The sequence below is a fragment of the Methylobacterium sp. P3_A11 genome (assembly GCF_056403155.1).
In genome coordinates this window covers 1-17,102 of sequence record NZ_JBFUGA010000072.1, presented here as the reverse complement: position 1 = coordinate 17,102, position 17,102 = coordinate 1, and the positions used below count along the sequence as shown (strand labels likewise).

The following is a 17,102-nucleotide window of genomic DNA, read 5'->3' as shown; positions in this document are numbered from 1 at the left end:
AGGCACGGATGCCGGACGACACACGCGACCTCGCCCTGGTCTTCGCCGGCGGCAACGCTGTCGGCGCCTACCATGCCGGGACGTACGAGGCGCTGCACGGACGGGGGCTCAGGCCGGACTGGGTCGTGGGCGCCTCCATCGGCGCGGTGACGGCCGCCATCGTCGCGGGCAACGCCCCCGAGGACAGGGTCGCCAAGCTCCGGGCGTTCTGGGACGAGGCGACCCTCCTCACCGGGCCAAGCCCGACCGGTCTGCTCAAGCCGCGCCAGATCTACAACGGCCTCCATGCCCTCCTGGCGCTCGCCTGGGGTCGCCCGAGCATCTTCCGCCACCGGCTGCCTGGGCTTTGGTCGGCCCTGCCTTGGGTGCCGAACGACGTGGCCCTGTTCGACAACAAGCCCTTGCTTCGAACGTTGGAGCGCCTCGTCGACTTCGAGCGGCTGAACCGGGGCGACACCCGCCTGACGGTGGGGTGCGTGGACATCGAGACCGGGGAGGAGGTGTTCTTCGACACCGCCCGCCAAGTGGTCCGGCCCGAGCACATCCTCGCAAGCACGGCCATCCTCCCGGCCTTCCCGCCCGTCGAGGTGGATGGGCGCGTGCTGTGCGACGCGGGCTACACGAACAACCTGCCCCTCGACCCCCTCGTCGAGACCGAGCTGGGGCGGGACCTCCTGTGCATCGCCTCGGACCTGTTCTCCCTACGGGCACCGCGCCCCGCCTCGCTCGACGCGGTGTTGGAGCGCGCCAACGACCTCATCTTCGCCAGCGCGCCGCGCCGGGCCATCGCGGGCCTCAAGCGCGAGTACGAATTGCGGGATCGGCTCGATCCCACGGGCCCGACGGTCACGCTGCTCCACCTCGTCTACCAGGCGGGCGCCGACGAGCTGGCGGCCAAGAGCTTCGACTTATCGCACTCTTCGATCCGCGATCGTTGGGCCGCCGGCGGAAGGGACGCGATGCGCGGCCTGGGGCTTCTGACCCCGGGCCGGAGTTCGACCGGCAGCTTCGACTACCTCAGCCTTCCGGACAGCCTCGTCGCCCCAAAGGATGCGGGGCCTCAGGCGGCTTCCGCGGTGGCGTAACGTCGACAGTGCTGAAGGTACCCGACCTCGTGCCGGCCGGCGAGCTCGACCACGCTCGACCAGAGCCAATTTGGCGCCTGCTCCCCGCCGTCGGTGCCTCGCAGGACCTCCTGCCGCCGGCTTGAGCGGGTCGCCTGGTCCAACTGGCGCCCGTGCGCCTTTCCTACGACGTAGGCGAGGTAGTGCGCTGCCCGCACCGCCTCCTCGCGGCTGAACTGGTCGACGTCGAGTTTGAGGTCCTGCGGGGCGAGCTCGCGCATGACCATCGGCTTGCCGAGCAGGCGCACCGGCAGCATGCGCTCGCCCAGGTTCGGCGAGAGCGCACGCGCCCCGGCCACCACGCGCTCGGCCGGGTCGACGGACATTTCCGCGTTGGGAGCCGGCGGCGCCGCGGCCTCAACGGCTTCCTTCAGGTCGACAAGCGCGAGCCGGCGCTTGCCGTCCTCCTCGACGCGCACGAGCGCGGCGTAGCGAAGGAATCCCAGCGAGGAGCACCCCTTCATCCAGTAAGCCGCGTCGATCAGGCGGAGGTCAGCCTTATCGCCGCGCCCGCTCAGTGACAGCACCAGGCTGCGGACCCGCTCCTCCTCGAACAGGCCGCCCAGGCCAGCCCGCTCGGTCTTGTCGAGCGCCCAGAACTTGCGACCGAGCGGGATTGAGGGCTCGACGTCCTTCAGGCGCTCGCGGGCGAGGTGCTTCCACTGCCTTCCCAGCGCCCGCCGGCGCACGGTGCGCACCACGTCCGGCTCCGGCGGGGGCTCGTCGCCGGCCGGGCCGTCCAACCCCAGCGCGTAGCCTCGGACCATCTCCTCCAGCATCCGCGCAGTGACGACGCCCGGCAGGTCGGAGCCGCGGGCCGTGCTCGCCAGCGATAGGCCGAGCCGGACGAGGTCGTGCACGGGGTTGCCGACGACGGTCTGGTCGAGGTCGCGCACCTGGATGTCGACGCGCCCATCAGCGTCGGCGAGCGGCCCCAGGTTGCCGAGGTGGCAATCACCGCAGATCCAGACCGATGGTCCCTCAGGCAGGGTGCCGCGTGCCAGGCCGTCGAGCCATTCGTAGAACTTCTGGGTGTTCCCGCGGACGTAGGCGTGGGCCGATTTCGCCATCTTCAGGGTGCGTTGCCGCTCCAGGGCCGACGCACGTTCCCTAGGTCCATTTGCTTGGTCGCCACGCATCCACGCACCTTCGTCGGTCGCCGTCTGCCCTGGCACATCACGCCCTGGCCGCCCGACAACCCGCGTGGGACGGTAGGGGTCGCGCGGCCGATTGCCTCCGCTGTGGATAGCCGAGGCGCCTGACAAGCGGGGCGGGAGAAAGCGACGCAGGCGCCCTCTCTCCCGACACGTCCGCGACGTGTCGTCCAGGCCACCGTCCACCGAGGTCACTCCCCCTTGCCGCCAGACACGAACCGGCAGGCGCAACGGGCGTTAGCGCACGGCACGGAAGGACGAATGACCCATGCAGCAGCGCTGGCCGAGCCGGTTGTGGATCGTGCGGCACGGCGAGAGCGCCGGCAACGTCGCGGCCGATGCCGCCCACGGCGCGAGCTTGGCGCGGATCGACATCGCCGAACGGGACGTCGACGTGCCGCTCAGCGCGCGCGGCGAGCGGCAGGCGGATGCCGTCGGGCGCTGGTTTGCGGACCTTCCGGCGTCCGAGCGCCCGGACACGGTGCTGACCTCGCCCTACCTTCGGGCTAGGCAGACCGCCGAACGCATCCGCGCGGCCGGTAGCTTGGCGCCGGACGCGCCGGATCCGCTCGTCGACGAGCGACTGCGCGAGAAGGAGCTCGGCATCCTCGACCGCCTGACACAGACCGGCGTCGAGGAGCTGCATCCCGAGCAGGCCCAGATGCGCCGCCGCCTGGGCAAGTTTTACCACCGCCCGGCGTCCGGCGAGAGCTGGTGCGACGTGATCTTGCGTCTGAGGAGCGCCCTGGAGACGGTCTCGCTGCATCATGGCGAGAAGCGGGTCCTCATCGTCGCGCACCAAGTCGTAGTGCTGTGCCTGCGCTACCTGATCGAGGAGATGACCGAGGCCGAGATCCTGGCCGTCGACGGCGCGGGCGACGTCGCCAATTGCTCCGTCACCGAGTACGCCTTCCGGCCCGTAGAAGGCACCACAGGCAAGCTCGCGCTGGAGCGCTACAACTTCGTCGCGCCCGTGGCCGAGGCCGGGGCTCCGGTCACCGCCGAACCCGACGCGGAAGAGGCCGCCAGATGACGCACGAGATCCTCACCGCGGACAGCCTCAAGGCCTTCCCGCTCCCCGTCCCGCACGCGGGCAGCAAGGACGAGCGCGGCAGCGCGCTGGTGTTCGGGGGCTCGGCCTCGGTCGCGGGCGCCGCCCTGTTGGCCGGCGTCGCCGCCCTACGGGCAGGCGCAGGCAAGCTAAAGATCGCGACGGTCGCGGGCGCGGCCGGCGGGATGGGTCTGGCGGTGCCAGAGGCCATGGTCGTTGGCTTGCCCGAGACGCCGGAGGGTGGCGTGGATGCCGAGCGCGCCGCGGAATGCCTGCTCAAGGTGACGAAAGGCTGCGACGCGCTATTGGTCGGACCCGGTATGGTCGAGGACGGCCCGACCACCGCGTTGGCGGTGCGGTTGCTGGAGGCGCTGCCCGACGCGTCCTTCATCCTCGACGCGGCCGCGGTTTGTGGGCTCGCCCGACATGCCGCCGACGTCCGCCGGCACGGGGGCCGGGTGGTGATCACGCCTCATGCCGGCGAGATGGCCCAGCTCCTGGACCGGAGCCGGGAGGCGGTGGAGGCGGACCCGCTCGAAGCGGCGCTCGCGGCTGTCAACCTGCTCGGGGCGGTAGTGGTGATGAAGGGCGCTCAAACCTGGATCGTGGATCCGCGAGGCTCCCGCTGGCTCTACGAGGGAGGCGGTGTCGGCTTGGCGACCTCGGGCTCGGGCGACGTCCTGGCCGGCCTCGTAGTCGGCCTGCTTGCGCGCGGGCTGGCGCCGATGCCCGCGGCCCTGTGGGGCGTGTTCCTCCACGGCGAGGCCGGCAAGCGTCTGGCCGCGTCCGTCGGCCCCGTCGGCTTCCTGGCCCGCGAGCTCTCCGGCGAAGTACCGGGATTATTGCGCGCGTCTTAGACCGCACTGCGAGGCAAAGCCGAAATTCTGACATGTTTGAATGCGGGCCGGCGCAATCCGCCCCGTGGGTCAGGCCATGGTTCGCCACTTCCGGAGCCCGATGTCTGCACCTGCCACTTCTCTGTCCGGCCGCCGCGTCCTTGTCGTCGAGGATGAATACCTGATCGCCAGCCAGGTGGCGCGTTGCTCCGGGCAGCCGGCGTCGAGTTGCTTGGGCCGGTGCCGAGCGTGGGGCAGGCACTCGACCTGATCAAGCGAGGCAGACCGTCGTCAGTGCGGACAAGGCGCATCTGGCGGCCGCCAGGGCAACGAGCCGCAGGTCATGGTTTTCGACGAGGCAACCGACGACGGAGAGCATGAAGCGGCCCTGGAAAGTCTGAGACCGCAGCATGCAACATACCGGTGTATACGGGGCTAATATCGAGCCGCAGCGACGCTGATGAATATGTTCGGCACCTTGTTGGGGTCGGCCGGCGGGAGAACGCCGACTTCGATTTAACCTCTCGACTTTGGACGGCCACGCCGACGGCTTCCGAGGCCTCACGTCCGGCCGGTGCAGCTGCTGGCAAGCCGCTGGCGGCGGCGTCCTCCCTCGAAGGTGAGCCGCGGGAAACGCCGTTCCGCGGCCGCACTTAGATGGACGCGCTCAACAGGGCCGGCACCAGGAATCGGCGCCAGCCATAGGCAAGGGTCAGCGACCCTTCTTGTAGAGCTTGCTCGCGATCTCGAAGATCTCCTCCGGCGCGTAGTCCGGAGCGAAGGCCCCGTAGTTGCCGTCGAGCTCGGGGATCTTGCCGCCCTCGGGCGCGCCGTCGACGACCTCCAGGTTGCCCGGCGGGTCGCCCGGAAGCGCGACCTCGTCGTTCGACCACACGCCGGCCGCTTCGGCGTAATCGTCCGGGCTGAACGTGTAGAGGCGCCGGTGCTTGCCCTCGTCCAGGTACTTCTGGCACTCGGGGATGCGCGACAGGTCGATATTAGGGGTTGGCAGCATCTGCTCGATGGCCACGCCGGTGAGCTTCTTCAGAGCGAGGGCGTAGGCGTGAGCGTGCAACGAGCCGCGCACGAGAAGGTAGCCGCAGACCTCGCGACCGGTCGGTTCGGTCATCGTCTCGTAGACGCGCAGCTTGTGGATGCGCGCGCCGCACTCCAGGTGAAAGTTGTGCAGCAGGTCGATGATTAGGTTCCCGGTCGTCGTGACCATGTCCATGTTCCAGGACGCGGCGTTAGAGTTCATCGGCATGGCACCGCCGCCGTTGCTGAGGAAGCTACCGGCGAGCCGCACGTCCTGCATGTCCTTGAACGGCGCCTTCGAGATGTCGACGTTCTTCTTTGGGTTGCCGGGACCGTTGTTGAGCAGCGCGATGCCTGTCGAGACGAGTTCGACGTGGCCGATCTCCTCGGCGAAGATGCTCGACACCAGGCTGTAGAACGGCCGCAGCTTCTCTTTGTTGCGAAAGTTGAAGCTCTGGAACATGTAGTTCCCGAGCGTCGACATCTCGCCGTACTTGCCGCCGAGCAATTCCTGCAGGGCGGCGGCGGCGTTCGGCTCGGGCTTCTTCGGCTCCGGCAATTCCGTCAGGAGCTTGTCGATCTTCATGAACATGGCACGGGTCTCCGGCCGCGCGAGGGTGCGCCTGGGCTATCCCCCGGGAGGGTTAGCGAGTTCCCGCCGAAGGCTTGCGACCTAAGCCGACCGTGAGCGGTAGGGCCGCGGCGCACAGTCCGGCCATCGCCCAAAATGCGACGGCGCCGAGGGCGGCGAAGAGAAGCCCGCCCGTTGCGGTCAGGACGGCAGAGGCCACGCCTAGGCCCAGGGTGCCGTAGAGCGTCTGTGCGGTGGCCGCGAGGCGCGCGGGCACGGCACTAGCGATCAGGCGCATGGCGGCGAGGTGCAGGAGCGCGAAAGTCAGACCGTGCAGCGGCTGAACGACGGTCAGGACCGGCACTGAGGCGGTGGCGGCCATGGCCGACCAGCGCAGCACGCCCGTCCCCGCGGCCAGCATCGCGGCCCGGGCCGTCCCCAGGCGCGTCAGAAGCCAGGGACCGGCAAGGACGAAGACGAGGACCTCGGACGCGACCGCCTCCGACCAGAGTAGGCTGATCGCGCCCGCGCCTATGCCGGCCTCGCGCCAGCGGATCACCGCGAAGCCGTCGTTCAGGGCATGGCTGCCGATGACGAGTGCCGCAACCACGAGCATCCGCCGGAACGGCCCGAGGGTCAGGAGTTCGCGGAGGCCGCCGAGGCCGAGGCTCGGCAGCGCGTCCCGCGCCGGGGCGGAAGGTACGCGAGCCGTCGCGACCGCCATGACGAGGAACAGGAGGCCGCTCGACACGATGATGCTCGCCAGGCCGGCCCGGGCGACGAGCAGGCCCGAGGCCAGGGTCCCGAGCACGAAGGCCGCCGATCCCGCGCCCCGGACCCAGCCGTACGTGAAGGTGCCCTCGCGCTCCGCGGCGGCGAGCGCGAGCGCGTCGGCGAGCGGCGCCAGGGCGGCAATGGCGCTGGCGTGCAGGACGCTCACCGTCAGCAGCGGCCAGAAACCGTACCCCGCGAGGTAGGCGAAGAAAATCAGCCCGGACGCGGTTGCCGCGATGCTGAGCACGGCCCGCGTGGCGTCGTAGCGGTCGGCGAGGTGCCCGGCCACGGGGCCCGCGGCGAGACGCATCAGCGTGCCCGCCGCGAGCGCGACCCCGATCTCGCCCGGACCCAGGCCGCGCTCGCCGAGGAGGCTTGGCAGGAACGGGGACTCGGTGCCGTAGGCCGCGTAGAGCGAGCCCTGCAGCAGCACGAAGGCCGGGAGGGAGCCCGTCAGGACGCGAGCCCAGGGCCTCGTCGCTCCGGTCCGCGCATCCATGTTGCCAGATCCCAGCCGTCACGCCGGCTCGGCGGACGCCCGGCCAGTCTGACCTGCCGGACCGTGCATGCCCAGCGCGCCGCGACCGACCATCCACACCGCCAGACCGGTGGCGGCGACGGCGGCCAGGACGACGAACGAGGCCGCGAAGCCGAGGTACTGAGCGACGACGCCGGCGAGCAACGGGCTCACCGTCGCGCCCGCGCCGTATGCGGTCATGACGCCGCCGAGGCCGGCATTGGCGTGGCCGGTGCCATCCATGATCTCGGCCACGAGCGCCGGGATGGCGACGCCGCCCAGTCCCATCGCCAGGCCTTCGAGCACCTGGACCGGGACGACCAGCCACCAGGATGTCGCCAACGCGGCGAGCAGACCACGGACCACGACCAGCCCGAGGGCGAGGGAAAGCACGCCGGCGTGCCCGCGTCCCTGCGCAGCCCGCGCGGCCAGCAGCGCCGCGCCGACCATCGTCGCCTGCGAGACTACGGTCATCACGCCGGTGGTCAGGCTCGGGTCGGCCCCCGCGGCCGTGCGCGCCTGCGCCAGGAACGGCAGCATGGCCCCGTTTGCGGTCTGGTAGGCGAACACGGCGGCCGCCAGGAGCAGGAGTGGCTTAGTCCCGAACAGGACGCGCAGCGTCGGGCGCCCGTCCTGTTCGCCGCCGCGCGCCGTGCCGTGGTCGATGGTGCCCCTGTCGATGCCGAGCAGGACGCCGCACGAGGCGACCGCCATGACCACGATGGCGATGGACACGTAGCCGAGCCCGAGCGCGTAGCCGAGCACGCCGGACAGGGCGGCGTTGGCGGCGTTGCCGGCGTGGTTGAACGCCTCGTTGCGGGAGACCTGACGACCGTAGGCTTGTTGCCCGACGATGCCGAGCGTCACGGCCGCGACCAAAGGCGCGATGCTGGTGTCGGCGACGCCGATGACCAGCTGCGACAGGCCGATGAGCCAGAGGCTGTCCGTCGCGACCAGGGCGACCGCCCCCGCGGCGATGCCGAGAACCGCCATGGCCAGGGCGGAACGCTTGTACGTCGTGTGGTCGATCAGCGCGCCGACCGACGTCGTGGCGAGGAGGCCGGCGAGACCAGCGAGCCCCATGGCGAAGCCGGTCGTGGCCGGGTCGAAGCCCTGCTGCTGCAGGTACACGCCGAGGAACGGCCCGAAGCCCTCGCGCGCACCGGCCAGGGCGAAGTTGAGGGCGAGGAGGCTTGTGACTGGTTGCATCGGCTGCCCTGGGTCGCGGTCGTATTGGTCGCACTGAACCCCAGGAAAGCATTCGTTTGTCCCAGGTTAGCTTTTCAGGTCGCCGGCAAGCCTGAAGCGGCCGCCGGAGACCGTCGCGACATGGAGACTGGGAACGCTTGCGGGAGCTCGAACTTGGCGCCAGCGCTCCGATGCGTGGTCGCCATTCCGGTCCGGAACGAGGCAGAGCGGATCGGCGCCTGCCTGGAGGCGCTGGCCGCCCAGCGAGGCATGGGGGCAAGCGGGCTGGGCGTCGTGCTGTTCCTCAACAACTGCACCGACGAGACGGCACACGTGGTCGCAGCCCTGCGACCTTCGCTATGCATCCCCGTCCGGGTGATAGAGCGCACGTTCGTAGGCGCGAACGCCGGTTGGGCTCGGCGCGAGGCAATGGAGGCGGCCGCCGACTGGCTGGACGAGGGTGAGCCCTTCGATGGCCTCATACTGACCACCGACGCGGACAGCCGGGTGCCGGCCGATTGGGTCGCCCGCAACCTTGCGGCAGTCGCGGACGGGGTCGACGCGGTGGCCGGCCGGATCGCCCTCGACGAGGCCGACGCGGCGCGCCTGCCTGCCGCGCTGCACGAGCGGGGGAGCCGCGAAGGCGGCTACGAGGCACGACTGATCGAGCTTGAGGCCCTGATCGACCCGGTCCCACACGATCCCTGGCCGCGTCATTGGACGACCTCCGGGGCGACACTGGCAGTCAGGCTTGGCACCTACCGGCGGGTCGGGGGCATGCCGCCGCTTGCGGTCGGCGAGGACAAGGCTTTCGTGTCCTCGCTGCTATCGAGCGACGCGAGGGTTCGGCACGACCCCGGCATCCTCGTGGTCACGTCGGGTCGGCTCGACGGGCGGGCGCCGGGCGGGGCGGCCGACACGATGAAGCTGCGCTGCGAAGTGCCGGAGAGCCCGTGCGACCCACGTCTGGAGCCGTTGCCCCAGGCCCTGTTCCGGTACGCCTGGCGGCGCCGGCTGCGGCGGCTTCATGCATCCGGGCGGCTAGACCGCGTCCATTCCTGGGCGCCATGGCTCGGCATCCGAGCTGACGAAGCGCGGACCATCGCACGATTGCCGACGCTCTGCGCCATCCTCGCAGCGGTCGAGGCCAAGAGCCCTTGCCTGACCTACTGCCCGCTTCGCCCGCGCGAGATACCGAGGCAAACCCGCTTGGCGAGCACGGTCCTCCTCCTGATGCGCGGCGCGGGACGACTCGCGCGGGCGGTCCGCGCCGTGGAAGGCAGGCCCCTTACGAACGGACGAGCCCCTGGGTGCATTGAGCGCACCGGCGATGCGTGAGGCAGGCACCCTGATATACCGCGTGCAGAAGCATGCCGCCCGCCGGCTGCACTACGACTTTCGGCTGGAACTCGGCGGCGTCCTGAAGAGCTGGGCGGTCACGCGCGGCCCGAGCCTCGTCGCTGGCGAACGCCGGTTGGCCATCGAGGTCGAGGACCATGGCTTGGATTACGCCGACTACGAGGGCGTGATCGCGCCGGGCAACTACGGCGCCGGCGTTGTGCTGCTCTGGGACCGCGGCACCTGGGCGCCGGACGGCGATCCCGAGGCGGCGCTCGGGGCGGGCTCGCTCGCCTTCACGCTGCACGGCGAGAAGCTTTCGGGACGGTGGCGTCTCACGCGGATGAAACCTCGGCCCCGCGAGCGGCATGTCTCCTGGTTGCTGGTCAAGTCGCGCGACGCGGCCGCCCGCGGACCTGACGACCCGGACATTCTGGCGGAACAGCCGCGTTCGGTCGTGACCGGACGCACGGTCGAGGAGATTGCCGCCGCGGCGGCCTGACGGGAGGAAGGCGGATGGACCTGAGTATCCCGATCAGCTCGGCCGACGACGCGGTCGCGGCCGCTAGGCAGGTGGCGACGGCGGCCGCGGCACGCGCGGACGGACAGGACCGCGACGACGGCTTCCCTGCGCAGGACGTCGCCGACCTCGCTCGCCTCGGCCTGCTCGCCGCGCCCATTCCCTCCGTTGAAGGTGGCGTCGGCCTCGGAGAAGACCCGGACGCGTGCGACCTAGGGACGGTTCTGCGGCTCGTGGGGTACGGCAGCCTCGCGCTCGGTCGCATCTACGAGGGGCACGTCAACGCGCTCCAGCTCATCGCCCGATACGGTACGCTCGCGCAGGCGACGGGCCTGTTCTCGGATGCGCGCGCTGGGCACCTGTTCGGGGTCTGGAACACCGATGCGCCCGGCGACTGCCTGCGGCTGGGGGAGGACCGCCGGCTTCGCGGCGTGAAGACGTTCGCGTCGGGCGCCGGCTTCGTCACCCGTGCCCTCGTGACGGTCAAGCGGGAGCCGGGCGCGCCGCCGTTGATGCTAGTCGTGCCGCTTGAGCCGGGCACGCGCGCCGACCTGAACGGATGGCGAGCCCACGGGATGCGTGCATCCGCGACCGGCACCGTCGACTTTGAGGACATCGCGGTCACCGACGAGGAAATCCTGGGCGCTTGGGACGACTACCACCGCCAGCCGACGTTCTCGGGCGGCGCGTGGCGCTTCGCGGCGGTGCAACTCGGGGGCATCGAGGCGGTGTTCGACGCGTGGCGGGGGCACCTGGCCGCGACCGGCCGGGGCGGCGACCCGCACCAGCTCGCCCGCCTCGGTGAGGGTGCCATCGCGGTCGAGAGCGCGCGAGGGTGGGTCGAGCGCGCCGCCCGGGTCGTCACCGAGGACGAACTCGCACCCGACCGCGTCGTCGCCTTCGTCAACCTCGCGCGGCTCGCGGTTGAGAGGGCCGGCCTAGACGTGCTGCAACTCGCGCAGCGGTCAGTCGGCCTGCAGGGCTTCCTGTGCGGGCACCCTCTAGAGCGGCTCTCGCGCGACCTGGCCACCTACCTGCGCCAGCCGGCGCCTGACCGGGCGCTCACGACGGCGGCCGCGGAGATACTGGAAGCCCGCGGCGCAGCGGGCGAACTCTTCGAGGCGGGCGCCGCGTGATGACCCGGTACGCCCGTTCCCTGCCGCCGAGCTACTTCGACGAGCGGTACGCCAAAAACCCGGACCCCTGGGATTTCGAGACCAGCGACTACGAGCGAGCGAAGTACGAGGCCACTCTCGACGCCCTGCCGCGGACCCGGTACGCCTCCGCCCTGGAAGTCGGCTGCTCCATCGGCGTGCTGAGCGAAACGCTGGCCAAGCGGTGCGATGCCCTCGTGAGCCTCGACTTGGCCGAGCGTGCCCTGGCGCGGGCGCGCGGGCGATGCAGGGACTTGCCCCACGTCCGTTTCGAACTCGCGCAGGTGCCAGGTCAATGGCCAGAGGGTTCGTTCGACCTGATCCCGCTGTCGGAGGTCGTCTACTACCTCGATGCGCATGACGTGCGGCGTCTGGCCGAGCGGGTGCAGGGCTGCCTGCGGCCTGGTGGTGACGTCATGCTGGTTCACTGGACGGGCGAAACTCACTATCCGCTGGCCGGCGACGAGGCAGCCGAGCGCTTCATCGAAGACGCGAGTGCGTTCCTGCGCGTCCATCATCAGACCTGCACGGACAAGTATCGGCTCGACGTGCTGACCACTCGCGAAGGCCTACCCTGACAGCGCCCGGCTGGCTCGACGCGCCGCAGCGTTAAGGCCGCGCCAACCGCGGCTCCTAGGCTATTCGGCGTCAATCCTGAGTGTAGCCTTCCCACACTGCAGAGCCGACGAGCTGCACTGGCTATTTTGGGGCTGTCGGTACGGCGGACATGGATCGGTGGTGATTGGTCCGCTTCTGTGACGACCCTACTCAGAAGCAGCCTTTCCGCTTACGGCCATATGCGGCAACGTGGACGACTACCCGAGAAGTGAGCTGAGCACTTTCTTTGTCCGCATCTAGGCCACAGTTCGGGCGCCTTCTGTCGAGGTCGGCGCCCGGTCGATCCGGAGGCAGGCGCGACGATGGCTCAGGAGTTGCCGAACCTCCCACCGGAAGCATTCGCCAAGCACGACCGTGAACCCGATCCCGTTTTCTACGCACAGCCGCGCTTTGTGACCCATATCGATGACGCTGCGATCGCAACCGTGACCGAGCTCTATAGGGAGATCGTCCCGGCAGGCGGCAAGATCCTCGATTTGATGTCGAGCTGGGTCAGCCACCTGCCGGACGAGGTCGCCTATGCCAGCGTCACCGGCCATGGCCTGAACGCAGCAGAACTCGCCGCCACCCCGCGCCTGACCCGGCATTTCGTCCAGGATCTCAACGCCGAGCCGCGCTTGCCCCTCGACACGGCCTGCCTCGACGGCGCGCTTATCTGTGTCTCGGTGCAGTATCTGCAGCGACCCGTGGCCGTCATGTCCGAGATCGCGCGTGTGCTGCGCCCCGGTGCCCCGGCGGTGATCTGCTTCTCGAACCGCCGCTTCCCGACCAAGGCGGTCGCCATCTGGAACGCCTTGGACGGCGCGGGGCATACCCGGCTCATCTCTTTGTACCTACAACGCGCCGGCTTCGCTCGCATCGAAGGACGTGTCCTCAAGCCCGAGGGAGGACCCGGCGATCCCCTGACGGCGGTGATCGGATGGGCCGCCGCGGCGTAAGGCACCGAGCGTCGGTCGGTCCCGATGGAGTGTCCGTGCCGGTTCGCGTGTGCCGATCGCCATCACGGCAATCCGCACGTTATCAGCTGGTCAAGCCGGGGCACGCATCGGGAACCAGTTGCCGTGAAAGCCCGGCGGGATCCGGTGTCCGAGGCGGATCCGGGCGATGGGGGGCGCTGCGAACGCTCGCGCATCGAGCACGGTGAACTCGGTCGTGTCGCTGACCGTGTCGATGACGAGTCCGACGAGCCAGCCCTCGTCCTCACCGGCACCGAAGCGCGCCGGCACGAAGACGAACTCTCCCGGGATGTGCCCGGGACCGAAATCGTGCGCGTCGCGTGCGTCCGTCTTCAGGTCGTGCTTGTAGAGCTGCGTTGCACCAGCCAGTTGCGTGTTGCCGTCGGCGGGGACGCTGACCGTGTAGAGGTAGCGGTGGCGCTGCCCGAGACGCCGCTCATCGATGCGGGGGAATTCCTGCGCCGCGGGGTCGAGCACCAGCCGCTCGACCCGCCCCGTGGCGGGATCGACCGTCCAGCGTTCGAGCCGGCCCGGGCTGTCGAGCCCACCCTCGACCGCGGTAAACACCGTATCGTAGGTGACCAAGTCGAGGATCACCCGCCCGTCCGCGTCGTCGTAGGCGTTGGCGACGTGGAACGCGAAGCAGGGATCCACCGCGCACCAGCGGATGTCGGTGCCATCGCCCTGCCGGGGGAGGAGGCCCACCCGGGCCCTGTGGGCGCGGTTCCAGCGGAACGGGAAGCGGTAGCCGGCGAGGAGCGCCGCGAACGAGAAGGTGACGGGCAAGTCGAGCACGATGACGAAGCGGGCCGTGATGGCGCAGTCGTGGATGCAGGGGCCGTGCTCGACTGAAATCGGCACGTCCCGCACGACCCGCCCCGTCGGTGCGACGACGACGTGGCGAACGCTGTCCCAGACGCGGCCGTCGTAGGCGATCGCGTGGGTCTCGCCGGTCAGCGGGTCGCGGTGCGGATGACCGGTGAACGATCCGGCCAGCGTCCCGTCGAACGGATTGTAGCGCTGCTCCTCCAGGTTCCGCGCGAGTTCGACGGGGAAGCTGCCGGCCTCCACCAAGGCGAAGATCCGGCCGCCGAGCTCGACGACGTTGGTGTTGACGGTGTCGTTGCCGCCCCGTCGCGGACCCGGCGCGGCCGGTCGGCCGAGCGCCGCGGCAGCCGTGCGCGAGCGGATCCAGCGGTTGCGGTACCACAGCGCCTTGCCGGCCTCGATCGCGAGACCGTGCACCATGCCGTCGCCGAGAAACCAGTCGTGGCCGCGTGAAACCCGGCGGACGGGGTTGGCTCCCATCTTGAGGTAGAGGCCGTCGAGCCCGGGCGGGATCGCCCCAATCACGGGCAGGTCCTGCAGCGACAGCTCCTCCCGCATCGGTGCGTGAACGCCGATCACGAAGGGGTTGCGCGTTCCAGGCAGGCGCAGCCGGTTGCAGGCCGCGATCAGACCCACGCCGCCCTCGGCGAGGGTGCGAAAGGCCGACTGGACTGGGTTCGGCATCGGCAGCGATCCCCCGGCGAGGTGGTAAGCGAACATGCATCGGGCCGGGAGGGCCTGGCCATCGGTCGTCGAGGCAGAGCCCGAGGGCCGATGCAGCTCTGCCCTGGCGGGACGTTCCGGCGCTGGCGCGGGCGCCCGAGCCCGCCTTCTTCGCGCTCTCGACGTTAGTCGCGGAACTTCGGGCAAATCAATGTTGGGGGAGCCCTTCGTCCGCGGTGAACGCGTCGTCGCTCATGCGCAGGAACCGGCGAGGACCGTGGCAATTGGCTTACCGAACCGCCGCTCACGCCGCTCCGGAGGATATGCCATGTCGAGCGATACCGAGAAGCATCGCGCCCTGCTCAGCGCCCTCAGAGACGCGCAGGGTAAGGGCGACGGTTCCTTTGAGCAGGCGGTGACAAACGCCTTCGAGCACGTCTTCGAACATCTGGGTCGCCTGAACGATCACGTCTCCCTCGGCGGCCCCGATGGGGGCGACCCCCAGTTGAAGCCTGGCGAGTCGCCAACGTTGCGCTAGGGATGTCCGGACTCGTCGGTGGGGAGCGCTTGATGATCACGCTGTACACATGGTCGACCCCGAACGGTCGCAAGATCCCGATCATGCTGGAGGAGTGCGGCCTGCCCTACACGGTCGTGTCGGTGAACATCGGCAAGGACGAGCAGTTCGCCCCCGACTTCCTGAAGGTCTCGCCGAACAACAAGATCCCGGCCATTGTCGACGACGAGGCGGAGGGCGGCCCCGTATCCGTGTTCGAGAGCGGCGCGATCCTGACCTATCTCGCGGAGAAAACTGGGCGCTTCCTCGCGCCGTCCGGCCCCGCCCGTTACAAGGCCCTGGAGTGGCTGCACTGGCAGATCGGCGGTCTCGGGCCTATGCTGGGCCAGCTCGGCTTCTTCGCGGTGCGCTCCGACCTGAAGGCGCCGCTCGCCATCAAGCGCTTCACCGACGAGGCCGACCGCCTGCTGCACGTCATGGACCGGCGTCTCGGCGAGGGGCCGTACCTCGCGGGCGCGGAGTACTCGATCGCCGACATCGCCTGCTACGCCTGGACCCTGGCGGCCACGACCTTCCTAAAGGCGGCGCTCGTGAACACGCTCGACGCCGTCCCGAACGTGCACACCTGGCTGGAGCGGGTCGGTGAGCGTCCGGCGGTCAAGCGGGGCATGGATGTGCCGAAGACCTGAGCGTCAGGTGACGCTCACCCGCACCCGATGCCAGCCGGCACAGAGATAGCTCTTGTGGTTCCAGGTGTCGTCGGGCAGCGCTGAATGCCTCTGTCCCGCCATGTCCCAGGCCCGGACGACGAACTCGTGCTCACCCAGGGCAGGTGGAGTTCGGCCGCCCAGAAAGTCCAGGCAAAGGGCGCCTCGGGGTCGTGCTTCAGGTCGGCCTGGGTCCAGCTTCGCCCGCCGTCGCCGGAGATGTCGACGCGGACGACGGCCCGATCCCCGCTGATTGCGTAGCCCCGGATCCAGTTCGGCCCAGCCCCGAAGGCGCCGCCGCGCGCGGGCTCGCAGATTGCGGCGTTCAGTGGCATCGCGTCGATGGTGTGCCCCCGTGTCGGGTCGGCGGTCTTGGGCGACACGTCGGGCGCGGGTACCATGCGGTGGCTCCTGCTAGCCCTCAGCCTTGCCAACCTGTGACACGCTGGGGCGCTGTGGCGGGCGCGCTAGCTCGATCTCCAGGCCTCGTCCGCTTCCGGCCAACGTCGGTCACCGCTCAGCGCCCGCGTGTGCGTCTCAGATGGGTGGATCTCTGCCTATCCGCTTTTGGATGGCGGATGCATCGAAGCGGACGTCAGCGAGGGTACTACTCACGACCGATTGCGGGCGATCGAAACGTCCACCTCCAAGCACTTGCTTGCTCTGCCGCGACGTGCTCCCGTTCATCGAAAGCCTATGGCTCTCCCAGTGTGATAAGCAGACGGCATGCCGGATCTCGCGCAGAACAAAGCGAATGTGATCACGTTTTATGAGCTGATGTTCAACGCTTGTCGTCCGCGCGAGGCTATCGAGCGTTATGCCGGCGCCACTTACATTCAGCACAACCCACATGTGGCCACGGGCAAGGACGGCTTCATTGCCTATTTCGAGCGAATGTCGCGCGAGTGGCCGGGCAAGCGAGTGGAGGTCAAGCGGGCAATTGCCGAGGGCGATCTGGTTGTGCTGCACTGCCTTCAGCACTGGCCGGGCGACCACGACTATGCGGCCATAGATATTTTTCGCCTAGATGAGAATGGCCTGATCGTTGAGCACTGGGATGTTTTGCAGATCCTGCCAGATGCTTCGGCCAATCCAAACGGAATGTTTTAAATCTCGGATGCCTCATGCGCGGCGGAAGCCGGCAGTTCGTTTCCCATCCCGAGCCGAAGTTGCCGAAGGGCCGTCGAATGGCTGCTTATGGGAAGCCCGCATGGCGATCTAGGCGGCCGGCTTGGGTCGGTAGCAGGCCGTTTGCTTTTCGTGCGGACCTTCTCAGAAGCGGACCGGCAGCTAACGGCCAGGTCCGGTCGCGTCCACGGGCAGCGACGAACGTCTCAGATGGGTGGAAACTCACCGGTCCGCTCTCGGCGTCGTATCGCTAAAAGCGGACCTTGCGGCCCAAGCTCAAGACCCGGAATACTGCCCTTCGGTGACCTGCTCCATCCATGTCACGGCCTTGCCGTCCAGACGCTCCTGGATCGCTATATGCGTCATCGCCGTCGTCGCAGTGGCCCCGTGCCAATGTTTCTCGTTCGGCTCGAACCAGACCAC

Annotated in this window: 18 protein-coding genes; 11 read left to right on the top strand and 7 right to left on the bottom strand. The window is 69.3% G+C overall.

Going from position 1 to position 17,102, the window contains the following annotated elements; all coding sequences use genetic code 11:
• Nucleotides 1-8: 8 nt before the first annotated feature.
• The gene (locus tag AC1DXK_RS20760; protein WP_477298883.1) at nt 9-1,085 is read left to right on the top strand and encodes a patatin-like phospholipase family protein; all 1,077 of its coding nucleotides are present in this window, start codon (nt 9-11) and stop codon (nt 1,083-1,085) included.
• On the opposite strand, the gene AC1DXK_RS20755 is transcribed toward AC1DXK_RS20760, so the two are convergent.
• Entirely contained in the window at nt 1,061-2,263 is a 1,203-nt protein-coding gene (locus AC1DXK_RS20755) for a DUF2252 family protein (protein ID WP_477298892.1), read from the bottom strand. The genes AC1DXK_RS20760 and AC1DXK_RS20755 overlap by 25 nt on opposite strands.
• A gap of 283 nt (nt 2,264-2,546) precedes the next feature.
• Here AC1DXK_RS20755 and AC1DXK_RS20750 point away from each other — a divergent pair, with 283 nt between their 5' ends.
• A complete protein-coding gene (locus tag AC1DXK_RS20750) occupies nt 2,547-3,311 on the top strand; it encodes a histidine phosphatase family protein (RefSeq protein ID WP_457107558.1) in 765 nt (254 codons plus the stop codon).
• Nucleotides 3,308-4,186, top strand: coding sequence for an NAD(P)H-hydrate dehydratase (locus tag AC1DXK_RS20745; RefSeq protein ID WP_457107557.1), 879 nt, complete (start codon nt 3,308-3,310; stop codon nt 4,184-4,186). Before AC1DXK_RS20750 ends, AC1DXK_RS20745 begins: the two co-directional genes overlap by 4 nt.
• Nucleotides 4,187-4,877: 691 nt before the next feature.
• On the opposite strand, the gene AC1DXK_RS20740 is transcribed toward AC1DXK_RS20745, so the two are convergent.
• The 3 genes from AC1DXK_RS20740 to AC1DXK_RS20730 are packed head-to-tail and all read right to left on the bottom strand — an operon-like array spanning nt 4,878 to nt 8,271.
• Nucleotides 4,878-5,792, bottom strand: a complete 915-nt coding sequence (locus tag AC1DXK_RS20740; protein ID WP_457107556.1) for a manganese catalase family protein — start codon at nt 5,790-5,792, stop codon at nt 4,878-4,880.
• A gap of 52 nt (nt 5,793-5,844) precedes the next feature.
• Entirely contained in the window at nt 5,845-7,044 is a 1,200-nt protein-coding gene (locus tag AC1DXK_RS20735; protein WP_477298880.1) for an MFS transporter, read from the bottom strand.
• Nucleotides 7,045-7,062: 18 nt separating this feature from the next.
• Nucleotides 7,063-8,271: an MFS transporter gene (locus tag AC1DXK_RS20730; RefSeq protein WP_457107554.1), complete on the bottom strand. Its 1,209-nt coding sequence runs from the start codon at nt 8,269-8,271 to the stop codon at nt 7,063-7,065.
• Nucleotides 8,272-8,424: 153 nt separating this feature from the next.
• Here AC1DXK_RS20730 and AC1DXK_RS20725 point away from each other — a divergent pair, with 153 nt between their 5' ends.
• From AC1DXK_RS20725 to AC1DXK_RS20705, 5 genes are all read left to right on the top strand, one after another.
• Nucleotides 8,425-9,588, top strand: coding sequence for a glycosyltransferase family 2 protein (locus AC1DXK_RS20725; RefSeq protein WP_457107553.1), 1,164 nt, complete (start codon nt 8,425-8,427; stop codon nt 9,586-9,588).
• Nucleotides 9,566-10,090, top strand: coding sequence for a DNA polymerase ligase N-terminal domain-containing protein (locus AC1DXK_RS20720; RefSeq protein ID WP_457107552.1), 525 nt, complete (start codon nt 9,566-9,568; stop codon nt 10,088-10,090). Before AC1DXK_RS20725 ends, AC1DXK_RS20720 begins: the two co-directional genes overlap by 23 nt.
• Before the next feature lie 14 nt (nt 10,091-10,104).
• Nucleotides 10,105-11,244, top strand: a complete 1,140-nt coding sequence (locus tag AC1DXK_RS20715) for an acyl-CoA dehydrogenase family protein (RefSeq protein ID WP_457107551.1) — start codon at nt 10,105-10,107, stop codon at nt 11,242-11,244.
• Nucleotides 11,244-11,840: a class I SAM-dependent DNA methyltransferase gene (locus AC1DXK_RS20710; protein ID WP_457107550.1), complete on the top strand. Its 597-nt coding sequence runs from the start codon at nt 11,244-11,246 to the stop codon at nt 11,838-11,840. Before AC1DXK_RS20715 ends, AC1DXK_RS20710 begins: the two co-directional genes overlap by 1 nt.
• A 342-nt stretch (nt 11,841-12,182) precedes the next feature.
• Complete coding sequence (locus AC1DXK_RS20705; protein ID WP_457107549.1) at nt 12,183-12,818, top strand: class I SAM-dependent methyltransferase; 636 nt, start codon at nt 12,183-12,185, stop codon at nt 12,816-12,818.
• A gap of 90 nt (nt 12,819-12,908) precedes the next feature.
• Here AC1DXK_RS20705 and AC1DXK_RS20700 read toward each other — a convergent pair whose 3' ends face one another.
• On the bottom strand, nt 12,909-14,348 hold the full coding sequence (locus tag AC1DXK_RS20700) for an 8'-apo-carotenoid 13,14-cleaving dioxygenase (RefSeq protein WP_457107548.1): 1,440 nt from the start codon (nt 14,346-14,348) through the stop codon (nt 12,909-12,911).
• Nucleotides 14,349-14,655: 307 nt separating this feature from the next.
• Between AC1DXK_RS20700 and AC1DXK_RS20695 the strand changes: the two genes are divergently transcribed.
• Together AC1DXK_RS20695 and AC1DXK_RS20690 are read left to right on the top strand one after the other, a co-directional pair.
• Nucleotides 14,656-14,865, top strand: coding sequence for a hypothetical protein (locus tag AC1DXK_RS20695; protein WP_457107547.1), 210 nt, complete (start codon nt 14,656-14,658; stop codon nt 14,863-14,865).
• 32 nt (nt 14,866-14,897) lie between these two features.
• Nucleotides 14,898-15,533: a glutathione S-transferase N-terminal domain-containing protein gene (locus tag AC1DXK_RS20690; RefSeq protein WP_457107546.1), complete on the top strand. Its 636-nt coding sequence runs from the start codon at nt 14,898-14,900 to the stop codon at nt 15,531-15,533.
• Between the two features lie 14 nt (nt 15,534-15,547).
• Here AC1DXK_RS20690 and AC1DXK_RS20685 read toward each other — a convergent pair whose 3' ends face one another.
• Nucleotides 15,548-15,952, bottom strand: a complete 405-nt coding sequence (locus AC1DXK_RS20685; RefSeq protein ID WP_457107545.1) for a hypothetical protein — start codon at nt 15,950-15,952, stop codon at nt 15,548-15,550.
• A 325-nt stretch (nt 15,953-16,277) separates the two neighbouring features.
• On the opposite strand from AC1DXK_RS20685, the gene AC1DXK_RS20680 reads away from it, so the two are divergent.
• Nucleotides 16,278-16,661: a nuclear transport factor 2 family protein gene (locus AC1DXK_RS20680; protein ID WP_457107544.1), complete on the top strand. Its 384-nt coding sequence runs from the start codon at nt 16,278-16,280 to the stop codon at nt 16,659-16,661.
• A 294-nt stretch (nt 16,662-16,955) separates the two neighbouring features.
• Here AC1DXK_RS20680 and AC1DXK_RS20675 read toward each other — a convergent pair.
• A partial coding sequence (locus AC1DXK_RS20675) for a cupin domain-containing protein (RefSeq protein WP_477298890.1) occupies nt 16,956-17,102 on the bottom strand: 147 nt, incomplete at its 5' end.

Coding starts and splice junctions, on each gene's coding strand:
- AC1DXK_RS20750 (WP_457107558.1), top strand. CDS start 2,547: ATGCAGCAGCGCTGGCCGAGCCGGTTGTGGATCGTGCGGCACGGCGAG.
- AC1DXK_RS20680 (WP_457107544.1), top strand. CDS start 16,278: ATGCCGGATCTCGCGCAGAACAAAGCGAATGTGATCACGTTTTATGAG.
- AC1DXK_RS20730 (WP_457107554.1), bottom strand. CDS start 8,271: ATGCAACCAGTCACAAGCCTCCTCGCCCTCAACTTCGCCCTGGCCGGT.
- AC1DXK_RS20735 (WP_477298880.1), bottom strand. CDS start 7,044: ATGGATGCGCGGACCGGAGCGACGAGGCCCTGGGCTCGCGTCCTGACG.
- AC1DXK_RS20705 (WP_457107549.1), top strand. CDS start 12,183: ATGGCTCAGGAGTTGCCGAACCTCCCACCGGAAGCATTCGCCAAGCAC.
- AC1DXK_RS20760 (WP_477298883.1), top strand. CDS start 9: ATGCCGGACGACACACGCGACCTCGCCCTGGTCTTCGCCGGCGGCAAC.
- AC1DXK_RS20755 (WP_477298892.1), bottom strand. CDS start 2,263: ATGCGTGGCGACCAAGCAAATGGACCTAGGGAACGTGCGTCGGCCCTG.
- AC1DXK_RS20715 (WP_457107551.1), top strand. CDS start 10,105: ATGGACCTGAGTATCCCGATCAGCTCGGCCGACGACGCGGTCGCGGCC.
- AC1DXK_RS20695 (WP_457107547.1), top strand. CDS start 14,656: ATGTCGAGCGATACCGAGAAGCATCGCGCCCTGCTCAGCGCCCTCAGA.
- AC1DXK_RS20700 (WP_457107548.1), bottom strand. CDS start 14,348: ATGCCGAACCCAGTCCAGTCGGCCTTTCGCACCCTCGCCGAGGGCGGC.
- AC1DXK_RS20745 (WP_457107557.1), top strand. CDS start 3,308: ATGACGCACGAGATCCTCACCGCGGACAGCCTCAAGGCCTTCCCGCTC.
- AC1DXK_RS20710 (WP_457107550.1), top strand. CDS start 11,244: ATGACCCGGTACGCCCGTTCCCTGCCGCCGAGCTACTTCGACGAGCGG.
- AC1DXK_RS20740 (WP_457107556.1), bottom strand. CDS start 5,792: ATGTTCATGAAGATCGACAAGCTCCTGACGGAATTGCCGGAGCCGAAG.
- AC1DXK_RS20690 (WP_457107546.1), top strand. CDS start 14,898: ATGATCACGCTGTACACATGGTCGACCCCGAACGGTCGCAAGATCCCG.
- AC1DXK_RS20685 (WP_457107545.1), bottom strand. CDS start 15,952: ATGGTACCCGCGCCCGACGTGTCGCCCAAGACCGCCGACCCGACACGG.